Source organism: Streptomyces krungchingensis (genome assembly GCF_054729265.1).
This window is the reverse complement of record NZ_JBPUKY010000001.1, coordinates 786,958-801,805: the sequence shown is the minus strand read 5'-3', so window position 1 is coordinate 801,805 and position 14,848 is coordinate 786,958. Positions and strand designations below refer to the sequence as shown.

Sequence of the window (14,848 nt, the reverse complement as noted above, 5' to 3'; positions counted from 1 at the left end):
CGGTGTGGGGCCGGCGTGCGCGCCGGCCGCGCGGATCCGTCTTCGCGGCGGACGTCGTCCACGTCACGCGCGTCCGGTCGCGGCACGGACGTCGTCCGTGCCGCGGGCATGCGCCTCGGTGGCGGGCGTCGTCCGTGCGGCCGGTGCGGTCCAGGAAGTGCGAGGCACATCCCCGCGTGCTGGAATGACCATGAGGACCGACGACCGCCGGCCGTCCGCCACGGCTGGCGTGAGGGACGGGCGGTGAGGTGTTGGCCCCCCGGCTCCCGTCCCGCTCGCGAGGAGTGGCCATGAACAACGTCGAAGACATGGGCCCCGTCGACTACCTGGTCATCGAGTTCCCCGGCAACAAGATGACGGGGGAGGCCTTTCCCCTGCTGGTCGATCTCGCCGAGCGCCGGATCATCCGGATCCTCGATCTCGCCTTCCTCCGCAAGGACATCGACGGATCGGTCACCGCTCTGGAGCTGCGGGAACTGGGGGACGAGGTCGATCTGACCGTCTTCGAAGGCGCTTCCTCGGGACTGATCGACCGAGAGGACATGGACGAGGCGGGGAACGCCCTGGAGCCCGGGAACTCCGCCGCCGTCCTGGTGTACGAGAACCTGTGGGCCGCGCCGATGGCCGGCGCGCTGAGGCGCAGCGGGGCGCAGCTCGTCGCCGGTGGCCGTATCCCCGTGCAGGCCATCCTGGCCTCGCTGGACGCGACGGAATGACCGACCCGCACGGCGGCACGGCAGCCGGCCGAACCGCTGATCCGTCCGGGCCGGCAGCACCGTACCGGCTCCGCGCACGCAGCATGGGAGATGAGTGATCATGCCCGGACTCCTCAGGGGCGTCGCACGCACCGCCGTCGTCGCCGGAACCGCCACGGCGGTGTCCAACCGAGTGTCCCGACGGCAGGCGGGGCGCTGGGCGCAACAGGAAGAGCAGCAGGCGTACCAGCAGCAGGCATACCAGCAGCAGGCGTATCAGCAGCCGCCTCAGCAGCCGGTGGAGCCCGCTCCCGCGGCGCCGCCGGCCGCCGACGACATGACCCAGAAGATCGACCAGCTCAAGCAGTTGGCCGACCTGAAGGCACAAGGCGTGCTGACCGACGAGGAGTTCGAGGCGCAGAAGCACCGGCTCCTCGGCTGACGGGGACACGGCGGACCGGCGCGCGGCAGGCCGTAACCTGAGGCCGTGGCCGGGGAAGAGGCGTGGGACGACGGCGGGTACGACGAGTGTCTGCGGGCGGAGCGGGAAGCGTACGCGTGGGTGATGCGCAGCCACGGCCGCATGACACGGTCGCAGGCCGGTGAGGCGGCACTGCGGCGCTACCCGTACGAACCGCCCGGCACGCCCTACCGCGGACTGACGTTCCACGACGAGGCCTGGCACTGGGCGATGCTCGACCTGGAGGGCCCCCAGTACTGGGTGAACCGTCCGGACCTGCTGGATCCGCCCGAGGAGTACCGGGCGCTGGGCTGAGGACCTGCACCGGCCCCGCGGCGACAGGACGCCGACGACCTCGCGAGCGCACGGGAGCCGACGCCGGAACCGGTCGATGCCGGAGCCGGACGGCGTCGGCGCGGCGAAGTCCGACGAGCCGGGCGGCCCGCGCCGCCCGGGAAGTGAGGCGCCCCATGACCGTGTCGCATCCCGCCGAGCGCACCCGCCACGGTCGGGGCTGGTTCGAGCGGCTGGCCGAGACGGCCTCCAACGTCACCAGCTCGGTGCCGTTCGCCTGCTTCTGCCTGGCCCTGGTCGCCGCCTTCATCGCCGTCCACGTGGCACACCTGTCCCTGTCGTGGCAGCTGCTCGTCGGCGATGTCATGACGGCCGTGAACCTCTTGCTGCTGGCGTTGCTGAAGAACTCCGAGCGCCGGGCGGAGCACGCCGTCCAGCGCAAGCTCGACAGCATCGCGGCCGCCCTGCTCGAGCAGCACGAGGGGGAGGGCCGCGAAGCTCATGACGACCTGCGGAAGGCGATCGGCATGGAGGAGCAGCTCTAGGGGGTTTGGTATGTGGACCGCTTTCCCCATGCGAACGCGAGGTGGACGGATGATCCTGGGAGCATGGCTGATCCGCGGTCCGTGATCGTGTCGCCGCCGTCGCCGACGGGCGGCCGGCGGGTGCGCGTGGACGGAGAGATCCTGGGGCTGGCGTTCGACGTGGCGGACGTGGCGGAGTTCCTGCGCCGGGCCGGGCTGGAGATCGCCCCCGAGGAGGTGGCCACGTCCTCGCTCATCGACTGGCGTGGTGTCGGCCCGGAACACTGGGGTCCGGAGACCGCCGACTGACGCACGACGATTCCTTTCGCACGCCGCTCGGGTCCACCTGTACATGACCCAGACAGAAGAGAACTCCCGCAGGCTCCTGCAGTCGCTGCTCGTGTCCCTCAACGGTGTGACGAGCGAACCGCCGGCGTGGGCCGGACCGTACTTCGGCGAGGGCAGTGCCGCGCACTCCCTGGAGGTCCTGGAGCGGTGCGAAGCGCTGCTGATGGGCCGCCGCACCTATGACGCCTTCTCCCGGCAGTGGCCGTCGGCGCCCGGCCCCTACGCGGCCCGGCTCAACGCGATGCCGAAGTACGTCTTCTCCTCCACCCTCGAGGAGCCTCGGTGGAACAACACCACCGTGATCGGCGAGGACCCGGTCAAGGCCGTGGCACAGCTCAAGCGGGACCCGGGCCAGGACCTGATCGTCTACGGGCACGGCCGCTTCGGGCAGACGCTCTGCGACGCCGGCCTGGTCGACGAGCTGACGATGACCGTCGTCCCGGTCTTCACCGACGGCACTCCGCTCTACCGACCCGGCCGCACCCCCCAGGCATGGGAACTGCTGACCGCCGGGCCCGGGAAGGATCCGGGACTCGTCTCGCTGACGTACCGACCTGCCCGGATCCGAGAGGAAACAAATGCCCCCGATGGGGGAGATCGGTAGCATTTATGAGTAGATAAGAGTTTTGTTGAATTCGTGGTGTCGGCGTGCGCGGGGCGCGCCGACACGGGCGGGGCCGACTGCGAGGTGATGCGTGATGGCCTCCACGCCGGACGGAACGGCAAGCCCGGCGGTGTCGGGCGTCTCTGGGGTGTACGGGAGCGGTGGGGAGGGGCTGGTGGGGGCTGAGTTCGCCGGATATCACGTGCAACGTGAAATCGGGCGTGGGGGCATGGCGGTCGTCTATTGCGCACGCGATTTGCGGCTGGAGCGCACGGTCGCGCTGAAATTGCTCGCCCCGGAGATGGCGCGCAACGACACCTTCCGCCGTCGCTTCGCCCATGAGTCCCGGGTGGCGGCGGCCATCGACCACCCGCACATCGTGCCGATCTTCGAGGCCGGTGAAGTGGAGGGGGTCCTCTACATCGCGATGCGGTTCGTCTCGGGTCTCGATCTGCGAGCGCTGCTGGACCGGGACGGGCCGCTGCCGGTGGACGCGGCGCTGCGGATCGGTGCGCAGGTGGCCTCGGCCCTGGACGCGGCGCACGAGCACGATCTGGTGCACCGCGACGTGAAGCCCGGGAACGTCCTGGTGGCCCCCGGCACGGACAGCGATCACCCGGAGCACGTGTATCTCACGGATTTCGGACTGACGAAGAAGTCCTTGTCGCTGACGGGCTTCACGACGGTGGGGGAGTTCGTCGGGACCCTGGACTATGTGGCGCCGGAGCAGATTTCCGGCCGTCCCGTGGACGGCCGGTGCGATCTCTACAGTCTCGCCTGCGTGGTGTACGAGATGCTGGCGGGCGGGCCGCCCTTCATCCGGGACGAGGACATCGCGTTGCTGTGGGCGCACCAGTACGACCAGCCGCCGCCGCTGAGCGAGCGGCGGCCGGGTGCCCCGCCGGGCCTCGACGACGTGCTAGCGAAGGCCCTGGCGAAGGTGCCCGAGGACCGGTTCGACTCCTGCCTGGAGTTCGTGGCCGCGCTGCGTGCCGCCGCCGCGGCCGGCACCACCGCAGGCGCACATGCTCCGGTCTCAGGGGCCGGCACCGACCGTCCCGTGGGCGGGACCCGGAGCGGATCGGCCGCGCTGCGCACGCCGGGGCCGGCGCCCGAACCGCCGGCCTGGGCGCGCCCCGTCTTCAGCGGACCGACGCCGTAGGCGCCGTCCGCGGGAGCCCTGACCGGCGTCGTCGGTGAGAACGTGCGCCGTCATGGACGTGCGCGTCGTCGCCCGGGCGGGCCTCGGCACGGCGACGAGTGACGCCGACGGGCACTGTCAGGCGGAACGAGCGACGCCCGCCGTCGCCGGGTCCGCGGACAGCGTCGCGAGGTAGTCGGCCAGGGCCACCGAGATGCCGTCCAGGGGGAATCGCGCGCCGAGGTACCCGTCGGGGCGTACGACGAATCCGGTCGGGCCCTCGGGCCGGTAGAGCCGCGCGAACTCCCCGGCGGCATCCCGGTACGCGGGAGTGGCCACGAGACAGGCGGCTGCCGCGGACGCGTCACGGCCGAGGACGGCGAGTGTCTCCGGGCCGGGCCCGGGAGCCGGGTGTACGGAACCGTCCGTGTCGCCGACGGCCGTCAGCGCCGACCCGGTCGCCATGGCCGTCCCGGCCGCCCGGTTCAGGACGTCGGGGTCGTCCCCGTACAGAAGCACCACGTGTCCGGCGCGCCCGCGCAGGATGTCGAGCAGCCGCAGCGGGTACGCGGCCACGGCGGCGGTGAGCTCCGCGCAGTCCGGGGCCCGGTCACCGGGCTGAGGCGCGCCGACGGGCCCGTACGGCTCGGCGGCGAGCGGGCCGTCCCGGTATCCGACCAGCAGCTGCGCCTCGCGCAGCAGCAGCGTCCCCGGGTCGTCGGGATCGGCGTCCATGCCTTGCGTGGCGTGCCGCACGGTACGGCCGACCACCTCCGCCCCGACCGGGCGGCGCTCGGCGTCGTAGCTCCGCAGCAGACCCGGCCCTGCCTCCCCTCGCACCACGAGCGCGAGCTTCCAGGCCAGATTGCAGGCGTCCTGGATGCCGGTGTTCATGCCCTGGGCGCCGGTCGGGGGATGGATGTGCGCGGCATCGCCGGCCACGAAGACGCGTCCCTCGCCGTAACGGTCCACGATGCGATGGCTGATGCGGAAGACGGAGGACCAGCGCAGCCGGGACAGCGTGGCAGGCGTGGGGGCGAGGCGGTCGACGACGGCCTGGAGGTCGGACAGCTCCGGACCGTCGCCCTGCAGGCCGTGCAGCACCCCGTCCCCCCGCTTCCGTGCCTCGCCCGTCGACCGGGTGGACAGCTCGGGCGGCACCGTCATCGACATCCGACAGCGGCCCGGACCTGGCAGGGGGATGCAGACGAGCAGGTCGTCGGTGGAACCGTCGTCGGCGCGATGCGTGGACCGGACGCCGTATCCGTACGGCAGGTCCCAGTCGACCTCGACGTCACCCAGCATGTACTCCTCGGCGAAGGCCCCGCCCTCGTACGGAAGCCCCAGCCCCTTGCGGACGGTGCTGTGCGCTCCGTCGCAGCCGATGAGGTAGCGGACGCGCAGCTCCTCCTCGGCGCCCGACGCGTCGCGCAGCCGTGCGCCGACTCCGTCCCGGTCCTGCGTGAAGGACAGCAGTTCGGTCCCGCGTTCGACGAATGTGCCCAGTCCGGCGACGTACTCCTCGATGAGGCGCTCGGTCTCGTACTGGGGCAGCGCGGCGAACCCGTAGGGCACCTCGGGCGGCAGCGCGAGGTCGATCCGTGCTTGTTCCCGTCCGTTGACGTAGATCAGCTGCCCGAGGATCGGAACGGCTGCTTCCATGACCGTGCGGGCCAGGCCCATCCGGTCCCAGATCTCCATGGTGCGCGGCTGGATGCCGACGGCCTTGGCGTACGGCAGCCGGGCGGGCAGCCGGTCGACGAGACGACAGCTCACTCCGTGCCGGCACAGTTCGGCGGCCGTACTCAGCCCCACCGGCCCGGCGCCGGCGATCAGCACATCGGTTGTTCGGGTCTGCGTCACGGGTGCCTCCCACTGCCCGGCCCCGGACCGTTGCGGTACGTCCATGGTCGCCCGGCCGTACACGGGCGGCGAGCCGGACGGCGGGGCCACCGGGAGCCGGAGCCGGTGCCGGCGGATCCGACGAACCGCATGCCCCGGCCCGGCGGTCACAGGGTCAGCTCCGTCCTGGCCGCGGGCGCGGGAGCGAGGTCGTGGCGGATGTACCACTCGGTGGCCAGCAGACGCCTCTGCTCGACGGGCGGGAGTACGGCGATGCGACCTGGCAGGGCCCCTCGCGCCACCTCGGAGCGGTGGGCCAGCACGGCGGCGACCTTCCGCTCGAACCACGGACCCACGTCCACGGTGGCGCCGATCCACTCGTCCGGCACGCTGAACATCTCCCTGCCCCGCCGCATGAGCCCGGCCCCCAGCGCTCGAGCCGCCGAGTGCGGGTGGGTGGCGAGATAGAGGGCCCTCGGCCGCCAAGGGGCACCGGCGTCCGGACAGAGCCGTTCCAGAGCGGCGGCCTGCACCGCCAGAGAGGTCACCCTGTGCGTATGGCGATGGTCCGGATGACCCGTCAGCCCGCCGTACGCGTCATGGGTGATGACCACGTCCGGGCGGAACTCCCTGATGTGCGCGACCACATGCCGCACCGTCTCGTCCAACGGCGCGTCACAGAAACGGACATGCCCCGGGGCCGACTGCGGAGCACGGGCATCGGCGTAGCCGAGGAGCCGCGGCTCGCCGGCACCGAGAATCCGGAGCGCGTCGGACAACTCGGCCGCACGTGCGGTGTCGTCGGCCCATGTCGCCGTGACGACCGCCGTCCGCGCCCCCATGGCGGCGTGACGCGCAAGCACGCCCCCGGCCGAAAGGGATTCGTCGTCGGGATGCGCGAACACCCCGAGCACGCTCGGAACCGCCATGTCTCGGTCACCCTCCGCCACGGGGACTCGGAATCACGGACCTGCTCAGGCTAGGGGACCGCTCACGCGACGACCTACTCGCTTGGCCGCGACCCGTGCGCGGCGGATCATGTGGGGATGACTGACGACGTGATTCCCGCGGCGCCGATCGTCGAGCGGCTGGCGCGGTACGAGAGGGCCGATCAGGACGAGATCCTCGGCGACGGCGCCGACCCCTTCGGTGTCGCGGACGCCGGGTTGACATGGCTGCCCAAGGAAGAGCACTTCGGCATCAGGCTGGCCGGCCGCCTCGTGGCCCACACCGGACTGCTGAGGATCCCTCTGTCGATCGGGGGAACACGCCGGGACGTCATGGGCGTCGGGGGCGTGGCCGTGGCCCCCGACCTGCGGGGGCGGCGACTGGCCCGCCTCGTCGTGACGGCGGCGGTGGACCACGCGCGGACCCTGGGCCCCGATCATGGACTTCTCTTCTGCCGGCCGCCTCTGGTCCCGCTGTACGAGCGGCTCGGCTGGCACGCGTTGATGGAAGTGGTGCACGTCGAACAGCCCGCGGGGCCGGTGGTCATGCCCTTGCGGACCATGTGGACGCCTCTCAAGGAGGGAGCGTCCTGGCCGAGCGGCGAGGTCCGCCTGCTGTCGCTGCCGATGTGACGGAGCGCGCGGTCCGCCGGAGCGCGCGTCGGCGGCCCGGCCACTGTCAGAAGAATCCGAAGAACCGGTCCCACCAGCTGGGGCGTTGAACGTGCGAAGGCAGCCGCGTGGGCCCGTCGTAGTCGAGCGCGAGGACTTCTTCGGGCACCACCACGTACTCCAGGTCGTTCAACGCCCGGACCACCGTGGCGAGGTCCCCGGCGTCCAGGTCCCCTTCGTCCCGGGCGTCGTCCGTACCGAAGTAGGCGCCCGGGTTGTCGGCCGTCACCAGCGCCAGCGACCCGAACCTGCTCACGCAGACGACGATCCGCGTCCCGCACACGGTCGCTTCCCCCGGTACGGTCACGCGGCCGTACTCGCTGGAGTCCTGGGTGTCCTGCTCGGTCGTGCACCGGACGGCGAAGTCGTCCGACAACCGGGCCGCGAGGCGTTCGAAGAGCACCGACACCCGGGTGCGGTCGTAGTCGCGCGGCCACTCCGGCCACTGGGGATCATCGAGGGCGCGCAGCAGGGGCAGCAGGTGCGTGCCGTACGACGGCCCTTCGGCAGCTCCTCGCAGCCATTTCTCGAGCACGTCGTAGTCCGCGTCGACGAGGCCCCGACGGTGGTCGACGCGATGGAGCAGGGCGCGGCCCGGATGGTGGGCCGACACCCAGGCCCGATCGGTGTCACCGATTTCGTCGTCGACCCAGGCGAACGGGCGCCCCGCGGCCCAGTCGACGAGGACGCGGGTCTTCCAGTGCAGCCCGATCCGTGCGTCCCGCTCGTCGAGGTCGGACGGCTCCGGCCAGTCGACGACGGGCAGTGGGGGCAGTCCCAGCCGTGGTGCGAGGCACTCGTTCGCCTCGTCCCGCCAGGTCGTGGCCCAGACCAGATCACACGGCAGGGCGGCCAGCCGGTCACCGTGACGGGGGTCGAGCCTCGTCAGCAGTGGATGCGCCGCCGCGCCCTCGGGATCGCGGTCCACTGGGTACGTGGCGTACTCGTCCGACGCCCCGCCGAAGGGAATCAGTGGTCCGTCGACGTCGAGGAAGAGCAGTGCACGCTGCCCGGAACCGGTCACCGCCGCACGATAGCCGCTCCCGGCGTCCCGCCCGGAGGCCCCGGCACAGGGCGTCGGGACCTCCGGGCCGCGTACCCGGCGGGCGAGGCGGGTCAGGCCAGGTAGTCGGCGACGAGAACGGCGAAGTCCTCGGGGGAGGAGAGCCGTATGCCGAGCTGTTCGGCCTTCGCGCGCTTGGAGCCCGCGTTCTCCCCCGCGACGACGAGGCTGGTCTTCTTGGAGACGCTGGACGAGGACCGGCCACCGGCACGCTCGATGAGTTCGTTCATCTCGTTGCGGGTGAGCTTCTCCAGCGGACCGGTCATCGCGCCGGTGACCACCACGGCCATGCCGGCCAGCGGACCACCCTCCTCGGTGAATTCGGCGACGGCCTCGTCGCTCGGGTCCGTGGGGGCGGGCGCGGTGGCACCGGGCTCGGTCATGTTGACCCCGGCCGCGGCGAGCTTGTCGAGGAGAGGGGCGAGCCCGGCGAGCTCGGCGACGATCGACGGGGCCTTCTCGGCACCGATGCCCTCCACGCGCTGCATCGCCTCGGCGTCGGCGGCGCGGACCTGGTCCATGGTCGCGAAGTACCGGGCGATGCGCCGGGACATGGACCGTCCGGTGCCGCGGACACCCAGCGCGCAGAGCACCCTGGACAACGGCTGTCCCTTGGCCTTCTCGATCGCGGCGAGCAGATTGTCGGTGCTCGTCTCGCCCATCCGATCCAGGCCGAGCAGCTGCTCCCGGGTCAGGGCGAAGAGGTCGCCGAGGTCGGTGACCAGACCGGCCGCGACGAGCTGGACGACCCGGGTGCCGCCGAGCCCCTCGATGTCGAGCTGGTCGCGGCCCGCCGCGTACGAGAGGGAGGCCACCAGGTGGCAGTCGCGTCCGCGTTCGCAGCGCCAGCGCTCCTCGCTCGTGTCGATCGCCGACCCGCAGCGCGGGCACTCCTCGGGGAACTCGATGGGCTGTTCCTCCCCGGTGCGCAGATGCGCCACGGGGGCCTCGATGCGGGGGATGACGTCACCTGCGCGGTGGACCATCACATGGTCGCCCAGCCGCAGGTCGCGGCGGGTGATGTCGGCCGGGTTGTGGAGGGTCGCGTACGTGATCGTGGAGCCCTCGATCCGCACCGGCTCCAGTACGGCGCGCGGGGCGATGATGCCGGTCCGCCCGACGTTCCACTCCACCGCCAGCAGCCGGGTGATCTTCTCGACGGCCGGCAGCTTGTAGGCGACGGCCCAGCGCGGCGCCCGTGAACCCGCTCCGGCGGCCCGTCGGTCGGCCGCCAGGTCGGCCTTGACGACGATCCCGTCGATCCCGAAGGGCAGCTCGGCGCGCAGGCCGGCGATCTCCGTCACCCGCTCCAGGACCTGCTCCGCCGTGTCGACGGCCGTGCCCGGCACGGCCGTTCGCGCCGTGGTGTGCACGCCGAGTCCGGCGGCCAGGGTCATCAGGTCGCTGTGCGCGAGCTCGTCGAGCCGCCCGGAGAGCTCGGAGTCGGTGTCGGGCAGGGCCAGCAGGCCGTAGCCGAAGAAGGTCATCGGCACCGTGTAGGCGCGCTCCTTCGCCCGCAGGGTGCCGGCGGCCGCATTGCGCGGGTTGGCGAACGGCTGCCCGCCGTGCGCGGTGCGCACCTCGTTCGCGTGCTCGAACTGGGCGGTCGTCATGAGGACTTCGCCCCGCACCTCCACGCTGACCGGCTCTGCAAGCTCTCGCGGCAGGCCCTCGATGGTGCCGATCGCGTGCGAGACGTCCTCCCCGGCCGTCCCGTCGCCCCGGGTGATCAGCCGAGTGAGCCGGCCGCCGGTGTAGCGCGCGGCGATCGCGAGACCGTCCAGCTTCGCCTCGACGCTGAAGCGGGTGACGTCATGGCCGATGCGCCGGGCCAGGGACGCCGTCCACGCCGTGAACTCCTCGGCGGAGAACACGTTGTCCAGGCTGAGCATCGCCACGGTGTGCGGGACGTCGCCCTCGACCGATCCGCCGGCGACCTTTCCCGTCGGCGAGTCGGGCAGCACCTCGTCGGGGTGCTCGGACTCCCACTCGGCTATGGCGCGCACCAGGCGGTCGTAGGTGTCGTCGTCGATCGGCGAAGTGCCACCCTCGTAGTAGGCGTTCGCCGCCCGTACGGCGTCCTCGACCGCCTGGGCGTAGGCGACGGCGTCCACGATCACTGCTGCGGCTGTAGTCATGAGGGGCATCTTGCCGTCCACCACTGACAACGCCCCTCACGCACGTCGCGCGAAGGCCTTCGCCGGTCTCGTGGCCGGGCCCCGCGACCGGCCGGTGGGGCGGTGCAGCAGCACTTCACTGTCAGTGGCGCTCTGTACGTTTCGGTCATGACGGCAAGGCCCGGCACGAAGCGGACGCGTACTCACGGTCTCGCGGTCCGGCTGCTCTCCTCGTCCTTCGCCGCTTCCTTCGGCGCTTCCTTCCTGACGTCCTTCGCCGCTTCCTTCGGCGCTTCCTTCCTGACGTCCTGCTCCGCTTCCTTCGGCCCCTCCTTCCTGACGTCCTGCTCCACCTCCGTCACCTCGCACACGCCCGTGTTCTCTCCGTCGGAGAGAACCGGGCGGTGGCTGCTGGCCGCGATCTTGGCCACCATCTCGGCGAGCTGTCTGCAGGCTCGCGCGATCTCCACCTGGGTCTGGTTGCGCTCGCTGACGGCCGCGCTCAGCAGGAGTGCGGTCAGCGAGGCGGAACCGTTGAACGCCTGCAGCGTGATCATGCTGGTGAGCAGGTCGCGATCCGCGAACGGGCCCGTTCCCTGGACGGCGCCGACGATGGCGAACGTCGACACCGCCAGGGCGCAGGGCGCTGCGCCCGCCAACTGGAAGCGGAAGGCCGCCCAGATCAGCAGGGGGAAGCCGAGGAAGAGCAGTGGCGTGTCGGTCCTCTGGAGGGATCCGACCGCGACGGTGGCCGCCACCAGCAACAGCGCCTCCACCCAGCGCGCCGCCGAGATGCCCCTCGGCGGACGCACCGAGGGGAGCAGCAGAAGGAACGGAGTGACCAGCAGGACGCCCATCGCGTCCCCGGTCCACCACACCGACCACGTCGGCCAGAAGGCGCTGGGGCCGAGCCCACCGGCGGCGACCAGCGTGCCGCTACCGATCGTCGAGCTGATCAGCATGCCGAGGAACGCACCGAGGAAGATCAGGGCGAGTGCGTCCCGCAATCGGTCGATCTCGTTGTGGAACCCCGTCCGGCGGAGCAGCAGGTACGAGCAGACGGGTGCCAGCGTGTTCCCGGCGGTGATCGCGAGGACGGCCGGCATCGACGGGCCGAGCGAGAAGTTGGCCAGGAAGGCACCGAGCATGATTCCCGGCCAGACGAGAGGGCCGCGCAGGAGCAGGCTCGCCAGCGCGATACCGGTGGGCGGCCAGAGCGGTGTGACCTGGCTGCGTACGAGCTGCTGGGCCAGTCCGAGCCGGGCCGAGCCGTAGTACAGCGCGGCGACGACGCAGATTTCCAGGGCGAGCACCCCGCGTCGCCGGAGCCGTTCATGCGGCGCGACAGCCATCGGGCGACCTCCGCATCGACACCGCCCCGAGATCCATCATCCGTCGGATCTCGCGGATCCTCCACGGCACCGGCGGGCCGACGGCCGGGTCTTCCAGGGCGTCCACGGCACCGCCCGGCCGACGCCGGTCTGCGGGCGAAGGACCAGGTCAGACGTGCGGGGTGCGCAGCGCGAGGATGGCCATGTCGTCGTGGCCGTCACTGGGGTGGTGATCGGCCAGTGCCTGCACGAAGTCGTCCAGGGGAAGACCGCTGTACGTCGCCGCGAGACCGGCGAGCCTGTCGAGGCTCTCGTCGATCGGCCGTGCCGGATCTTCGATGAGTCCGTCGGTGAAGAACACCACGGTGGCGTCCGGGGGCACGTAGCGGGAGTGGTCGGGGCGCGGCTGGTCGGGATCGACGCCGAGCGGCAGTCCGGGCTCGGCGAACAGGTATTCCGCGCGGTGCCGGGGGCTGATCACCAGCGGTGGCACATGGCCCGCCGTGCTCCAGTGGAGGCGCCACCCCGGCCCCTCCGGTTCGAGCCGCGCCAGCGTGATGGTGGTGACGGGATTGCTGGTGACGGCCTGCAGGGTGCGGTCGAGCTGGGCGAGGACCGCGCCGGGCGGGTTCAGCCGGTCGAACAGGAGGGCGCGCAGCATGTTGCGGGTGGAGGCCATGGAGGCGGCGGCGTGCAGATCGTGGCCGATCACGTCACCGATGACGATCGCCACCACGTGGTCGGGCAGCAGTACCGCGTCGTACCAGTCACCGCCGAGCTGGCTCGGCTCCGTGGCGGGCCGGTAGATGGCGGCGGCCGAAAAGGGCCGCAGGTCGGGCAGCCTCGGCAGCAGGAGTCGCTGGAACTGCTCGGCCCCGACGCGCACCCGTTCGAACAGGCGGACGTTGTCGATCGCGATGCCCGCGGCGCTGGCCAGCGCGATGACGATGTTCTCGTCGTGCACGTCGAAGGGCCGGCCGTCCTTCCTCTCCGACAGGTAGAGGTCACCGTAGATCTCGCCGCGCACGCTGATGGCGACGCCGAGCAGGGTGCCCAGGTGCGGGTGGCCGGCCGGGAACCCCGAGGAGGACGGATGGGCCGAGATGTCGTCGACCCGCAGCGGCTCGGGGTGGTGGATCAGGTGGCCGAGGACACCCAGCCCGCGCGGCATGCCGGTGTCGGCCAGATCGCTTCGTTCCTTCTCGGACAGTCCGACCGAGATGAACTGCTCCAGGTGCTCCCCGGACTCGCTGAGGACGCCCAGGGCGCCGTAGCGGGCGCCCACCAGGTCCATGGCGGTGCTGACGATGCGGTGCAGCACGGCGGACAGCTCCACCTCCCTGCTGATGGCCACCACCGCGTCCAGCAGCCCCTGCAGCCGGTCCATGGCGTCCAGCAGGGCCCGCAACTGCTCGTCGATCTGGCTCACCTCGGCGCGCAGACGCACATTCAGATCGGGCAGGTGCGGCTGCCTCGGGCGGCGCCCCTCGTGTCCGGCCATCACGAGCGCCCGACGGCCTGATGCCGGTACCGCGGCATTCTCCAGGGGCAGCGGCCGGTCTCGGCCGAGCCGGACGGAGCGCCGTCGGCTGCCGGGCCGGCTCCACGCGGCCGACTGGGTGCATCGGCCGCGGACGGGTCGCCGGACAGGAGGGCTGTCCCGGTGCTCGTCCGCCGGTCCGGGCGGGGCGCGGGCGGTGTCCGCACCGACACGGCCGCGCCCGCGCGTCGGCCGCGACGGCGCCGCTCCCGCAGGCCCTCACCTGAGCGGTACACACCGGCCTCCTGACACGACCCTGATCAATCGGGACCACAGCCTGGCACGGCCCAACAGGGCACATGGTCATTGCTCCAACAGCAGCATGCCACTTCCGTCGTTGCCTGACTTCCCGGACCGATCCACCCTCGTCCCGTCGTCCCGTCGTCCCGTCGTCTCGGCGGCACGGACGTTCCCCCTCGGTCCGCCCGACGCCGTCAGGTCTCGTATTCGTCGGGGAGGCGCATCGCGGGGCCCCCGACGTGCAGGCCGAGCGGGGTCGCGCGCCCCTTCGGCTCCTCCCACGGCTCCTGGCGGCCGAGCACGGTGAGGTCCAGGTAGTTGTTGCCGTTGTGGAACTCCTCGATCCCGCGGCCGAACGCGGAGTACGTGTGGAAGACCTCGTCGCCGACACGGAGGAACGTGCTGATGCCCGGCCAGTCGCCGCGCATGTCCTCGTTCCACGGCTTGCCCGCTGCGGCGAGCTCGTCCTCGGTGCGGAAGCCGAGCAGCACCGGAGCGACCCGGTCGTCGACGGTGGCGTGGAAGTCGTAGTTGAACGCGCTGCCCTCCGAGGAGTACCAAGGGAACGTCCAGCCCATACGGTCGCGGAACGCGGTGATCGTGTCGTACGGCGCCCGGGACACCGCGGCCAGGCTGGTGTTCCGCACGTGCAGCTGCCGGAGGTCGGCGGGGATCTGGTCGGCGGCGGAGGAGCAGCTGGAGCACCCGTAGTCACGGGGGTGCTCGCGACCGTCGGCATCGATGTCGAACATCCACATGAAGTGGTGCACGACGAGCTGTGGCCGTCCTTCGAACAGGTCGAGCAGGTCGACCGTCCCGTCCGGGCCCTGGAACGTGTACGGCCCGTCGACCCGGACCATCGGAAGCCGCCGCCGGTCGGCGTTGACCCGGTCGCGTGCCCGGGTGAGCTCCTTCTCTTTCCTCAGCAGCTCTCTGCGGGCGGTCAGCCACTCCTCGCGCGACACCACCGGCGGCAGGTCTCCCATGCCCATGGTCGTCATCCCGGCTCTCCCAACTGCGGCCCTCACGG

The 14,848-nt window shown here is 71.6% G+C and carries 14 protein-coding genes and 1 pseudogene; 8 read left to right on the top strand and 7 right to left on the bottom strand.

Annotated features, from left to right (window positions below; all coding sequences use genetic code 11):
* The first annotated feature begins 290 nt into the window (after window positions 1-290).
* The 7 genes from ACSYGO_RS03680 to ACSYGO_RS03650 all read left to right on the top strand — a co-directional run bounded on the left by ACSYGO_RS03680 (window position 291) and on the right by ACSYGO_RS03650 (window position 4,087).
* Window positions 291-716 carry a DUF6325 family protein gene (locus ACSYGO_RS03680; protein WP_460385738.1) on the top strand — a complete coding sequence of 142 codons (426 nt, stop codon included), beginning with the start codon at window positions 291-293 and terminating at the stop codon, window positions 714-716.
* A 100-nt stretch (window positions 717-816) separates the two neighbouring features.
* Entirely contained in the window at window positions 817-1,137 is a 321-nt protein-coding gene (locus tag ACSYGO_RS03675; RefSeq protein WP_426680457.1) for an SHOCT domain-containing protein, read from the top strand.
* A gap of 45 nt (window positions 1,138-1,182) precedes the next feature.
* Window positions 1,183-1,470 (top strand): hypothetical protein, encoded by a 288-nt coding sequence (locus ACSYGO_RS03670; protein ID WP_426680456.1) that lies wholly within the window; start codon window positions 1,183-1,185, stop codon window positions 1,468-1,470.
* A gap of 155 nt (window positions 1,471-1,625) precedes the next feature.
* Entirely contained in the window at window positions 1,626-1,994 is a 369-nt protein-coding gene (locus ACSYGO_RS03665) for a low affinity iron permease family protein (protein WP_426680455.1), read from the top strand.
* A 63-nt stretch (window positions 1,995-2,057) separates the two neighbouring features.
* A complete protein-coding gene (locus tag ACSYGO_RS03660) occupies window positions 2,058-2,282 on the top strand; it encodes a hypothetical protein (RefSeq protein ID WP_359493495.1) in 225 nt (74 codons plus the stop codon).
* 43 nt (window positions 2,283-2,325) lie between these two features.
* Window positions 2,326-2,925 carry a dihydrofolate reductase family protein gene (locus ACSYGO_RS03655; RefSeq protein WP_460385737.1) on the top strand — a complete coding sequence of 200 codons (600 nt, stop codon included), beginning with the start codon at window positions 2,326-2,328 and terminating at the stop codon, window positions 2,923-2,925.
* 229 nt (window positions 2,926-3,154) lie between these two features.
* The gene (locus tag ACSYGO_RS03650) at window positions 3,155-4,087 is read left to right on the top strand and encodes a serine/threonine-protein kinase (protein WP_426680453.1); all 933 of its coding nucleotides are present in this window, start codon (window positions 3,155-3,157) and stop codon (window positions 4,085-4,087) included.
* 117 nt (window positions 4,088-4,204) lie between these two features.
* Here the strand turns inward: ACSYGO_RS03650 and ACSYGO_RS03645 are convergent, their stop codons facing one another.
* Window positions 4,205-5,974: an FAD-dependent monooxygenase gene (locus tag ACSYGO_RS03645; protein WP_426680452.1), complete on the bottom strand. Its 1,770-nt coding sequence runs from the start codon at window positions 5,972-5,974 to the stop codon at window positions 4,205-4,207.
* 101 nt (window positions 5,975-6,075) lie between these two features.
* Entirely contained in the window at window positions 6,076-6,837 is a 762-nt protein-coding gene (locus ACSYGO_RS03640; RefSeq protein ID WP_432174299.1) for a PIG-L deacetylase family protein, read from the bottom strand.
* A 117-nt stretch (window positions 6,838-6,954) separates the two neighbouring features.
* Here ACSYGO_RS03640 and ACSYGO_RS03635 point away from each other — a divergent pair, with 117 nt between their 5' ends.
* Window positions 6,955-7,488, top strand: a complete 534-nt coding sequence (locus ACSYGO_RS03635) for a GNAT family N-acetyltransferase (RefSeq protein ID WP_460385736.1) — start codon at window positions 6,955-6,957, stop codon at window positions 7,486-7,488.
* Window positions 7,489-8,041: 553 nt separating this feature from the next.
* On the opposite strand, the pseudogene ACSYGO_RS03630 reads toward ACSYGO_RS03635, so the two are convergent.
* The 5 genes and pseudogenes from ACSYGO_RS03630 to ACSYGO_RS03610 all read right to left on the bottom strand — a co-directional run.
* Window positions 8,042-8,551, bottom strand: a pseudogene (locus tag ACSYGO_RS03630) (HAD domain-containing protein); the annotation flags it as partial.
* A gap of 92 nt (window positions 8,552-8,643) precedes the next feature.
* Entirely contained in the window at window positions 8,644-10,728 is a 2,085-nt protein-coding gene (gene ligA / locus ACSYGO_RS03625; protein ID WP_460385735.1) for an NAD-dependent DNA ligase LigA, read from the bottom strand.
* Window positions 10,729-10,910: 182 nt separating this feature from the next.
* Complete coding sequence (locus ACSYGO_RS03620; protein WP_460385734.1) at window positions 10,911-12,059, bottom strand: MASE1 domain-containing protein; 1,149 nt, start codon at window positions 12,057-12,059, stop codon at window positions 10,911-10,913.
* A gap of 148 nt (window positions 12,060-12,207) precedes the next feature.
* Window positions 12,208-13,539 carry a PP2C family protein-serine/threonine phosphatase gene (locus ACSYGO_RS03615; RefSeq protein WP_426680447.1) on the bottom strand — a complete coding sequence of 444 codons (1,332 nt, stop codon included), beginning with the start codon at window positions 13,537-13,539 and terminating at the stop codon, window positions 12,208-12,210.
* 473 nt (window positions 13,540-14,012) lie between these two features.
* Window positions 14,013-14,819 carry a DUF899 domain-containing protein gene (locus ACSYGO_RS03610; RefSeq protein ID WP_460385733.1) on the bottom strand — a complete coding sequence of 269 codons (807 nt, stop codon included), beginning with the start codon at window positions 14,817-14,819 and terminating at the stop codon, window positions 14,013-14,015.
* Between the last annotated feature and the right edge of the window lie 29 nt (window positions 14,820-14,848).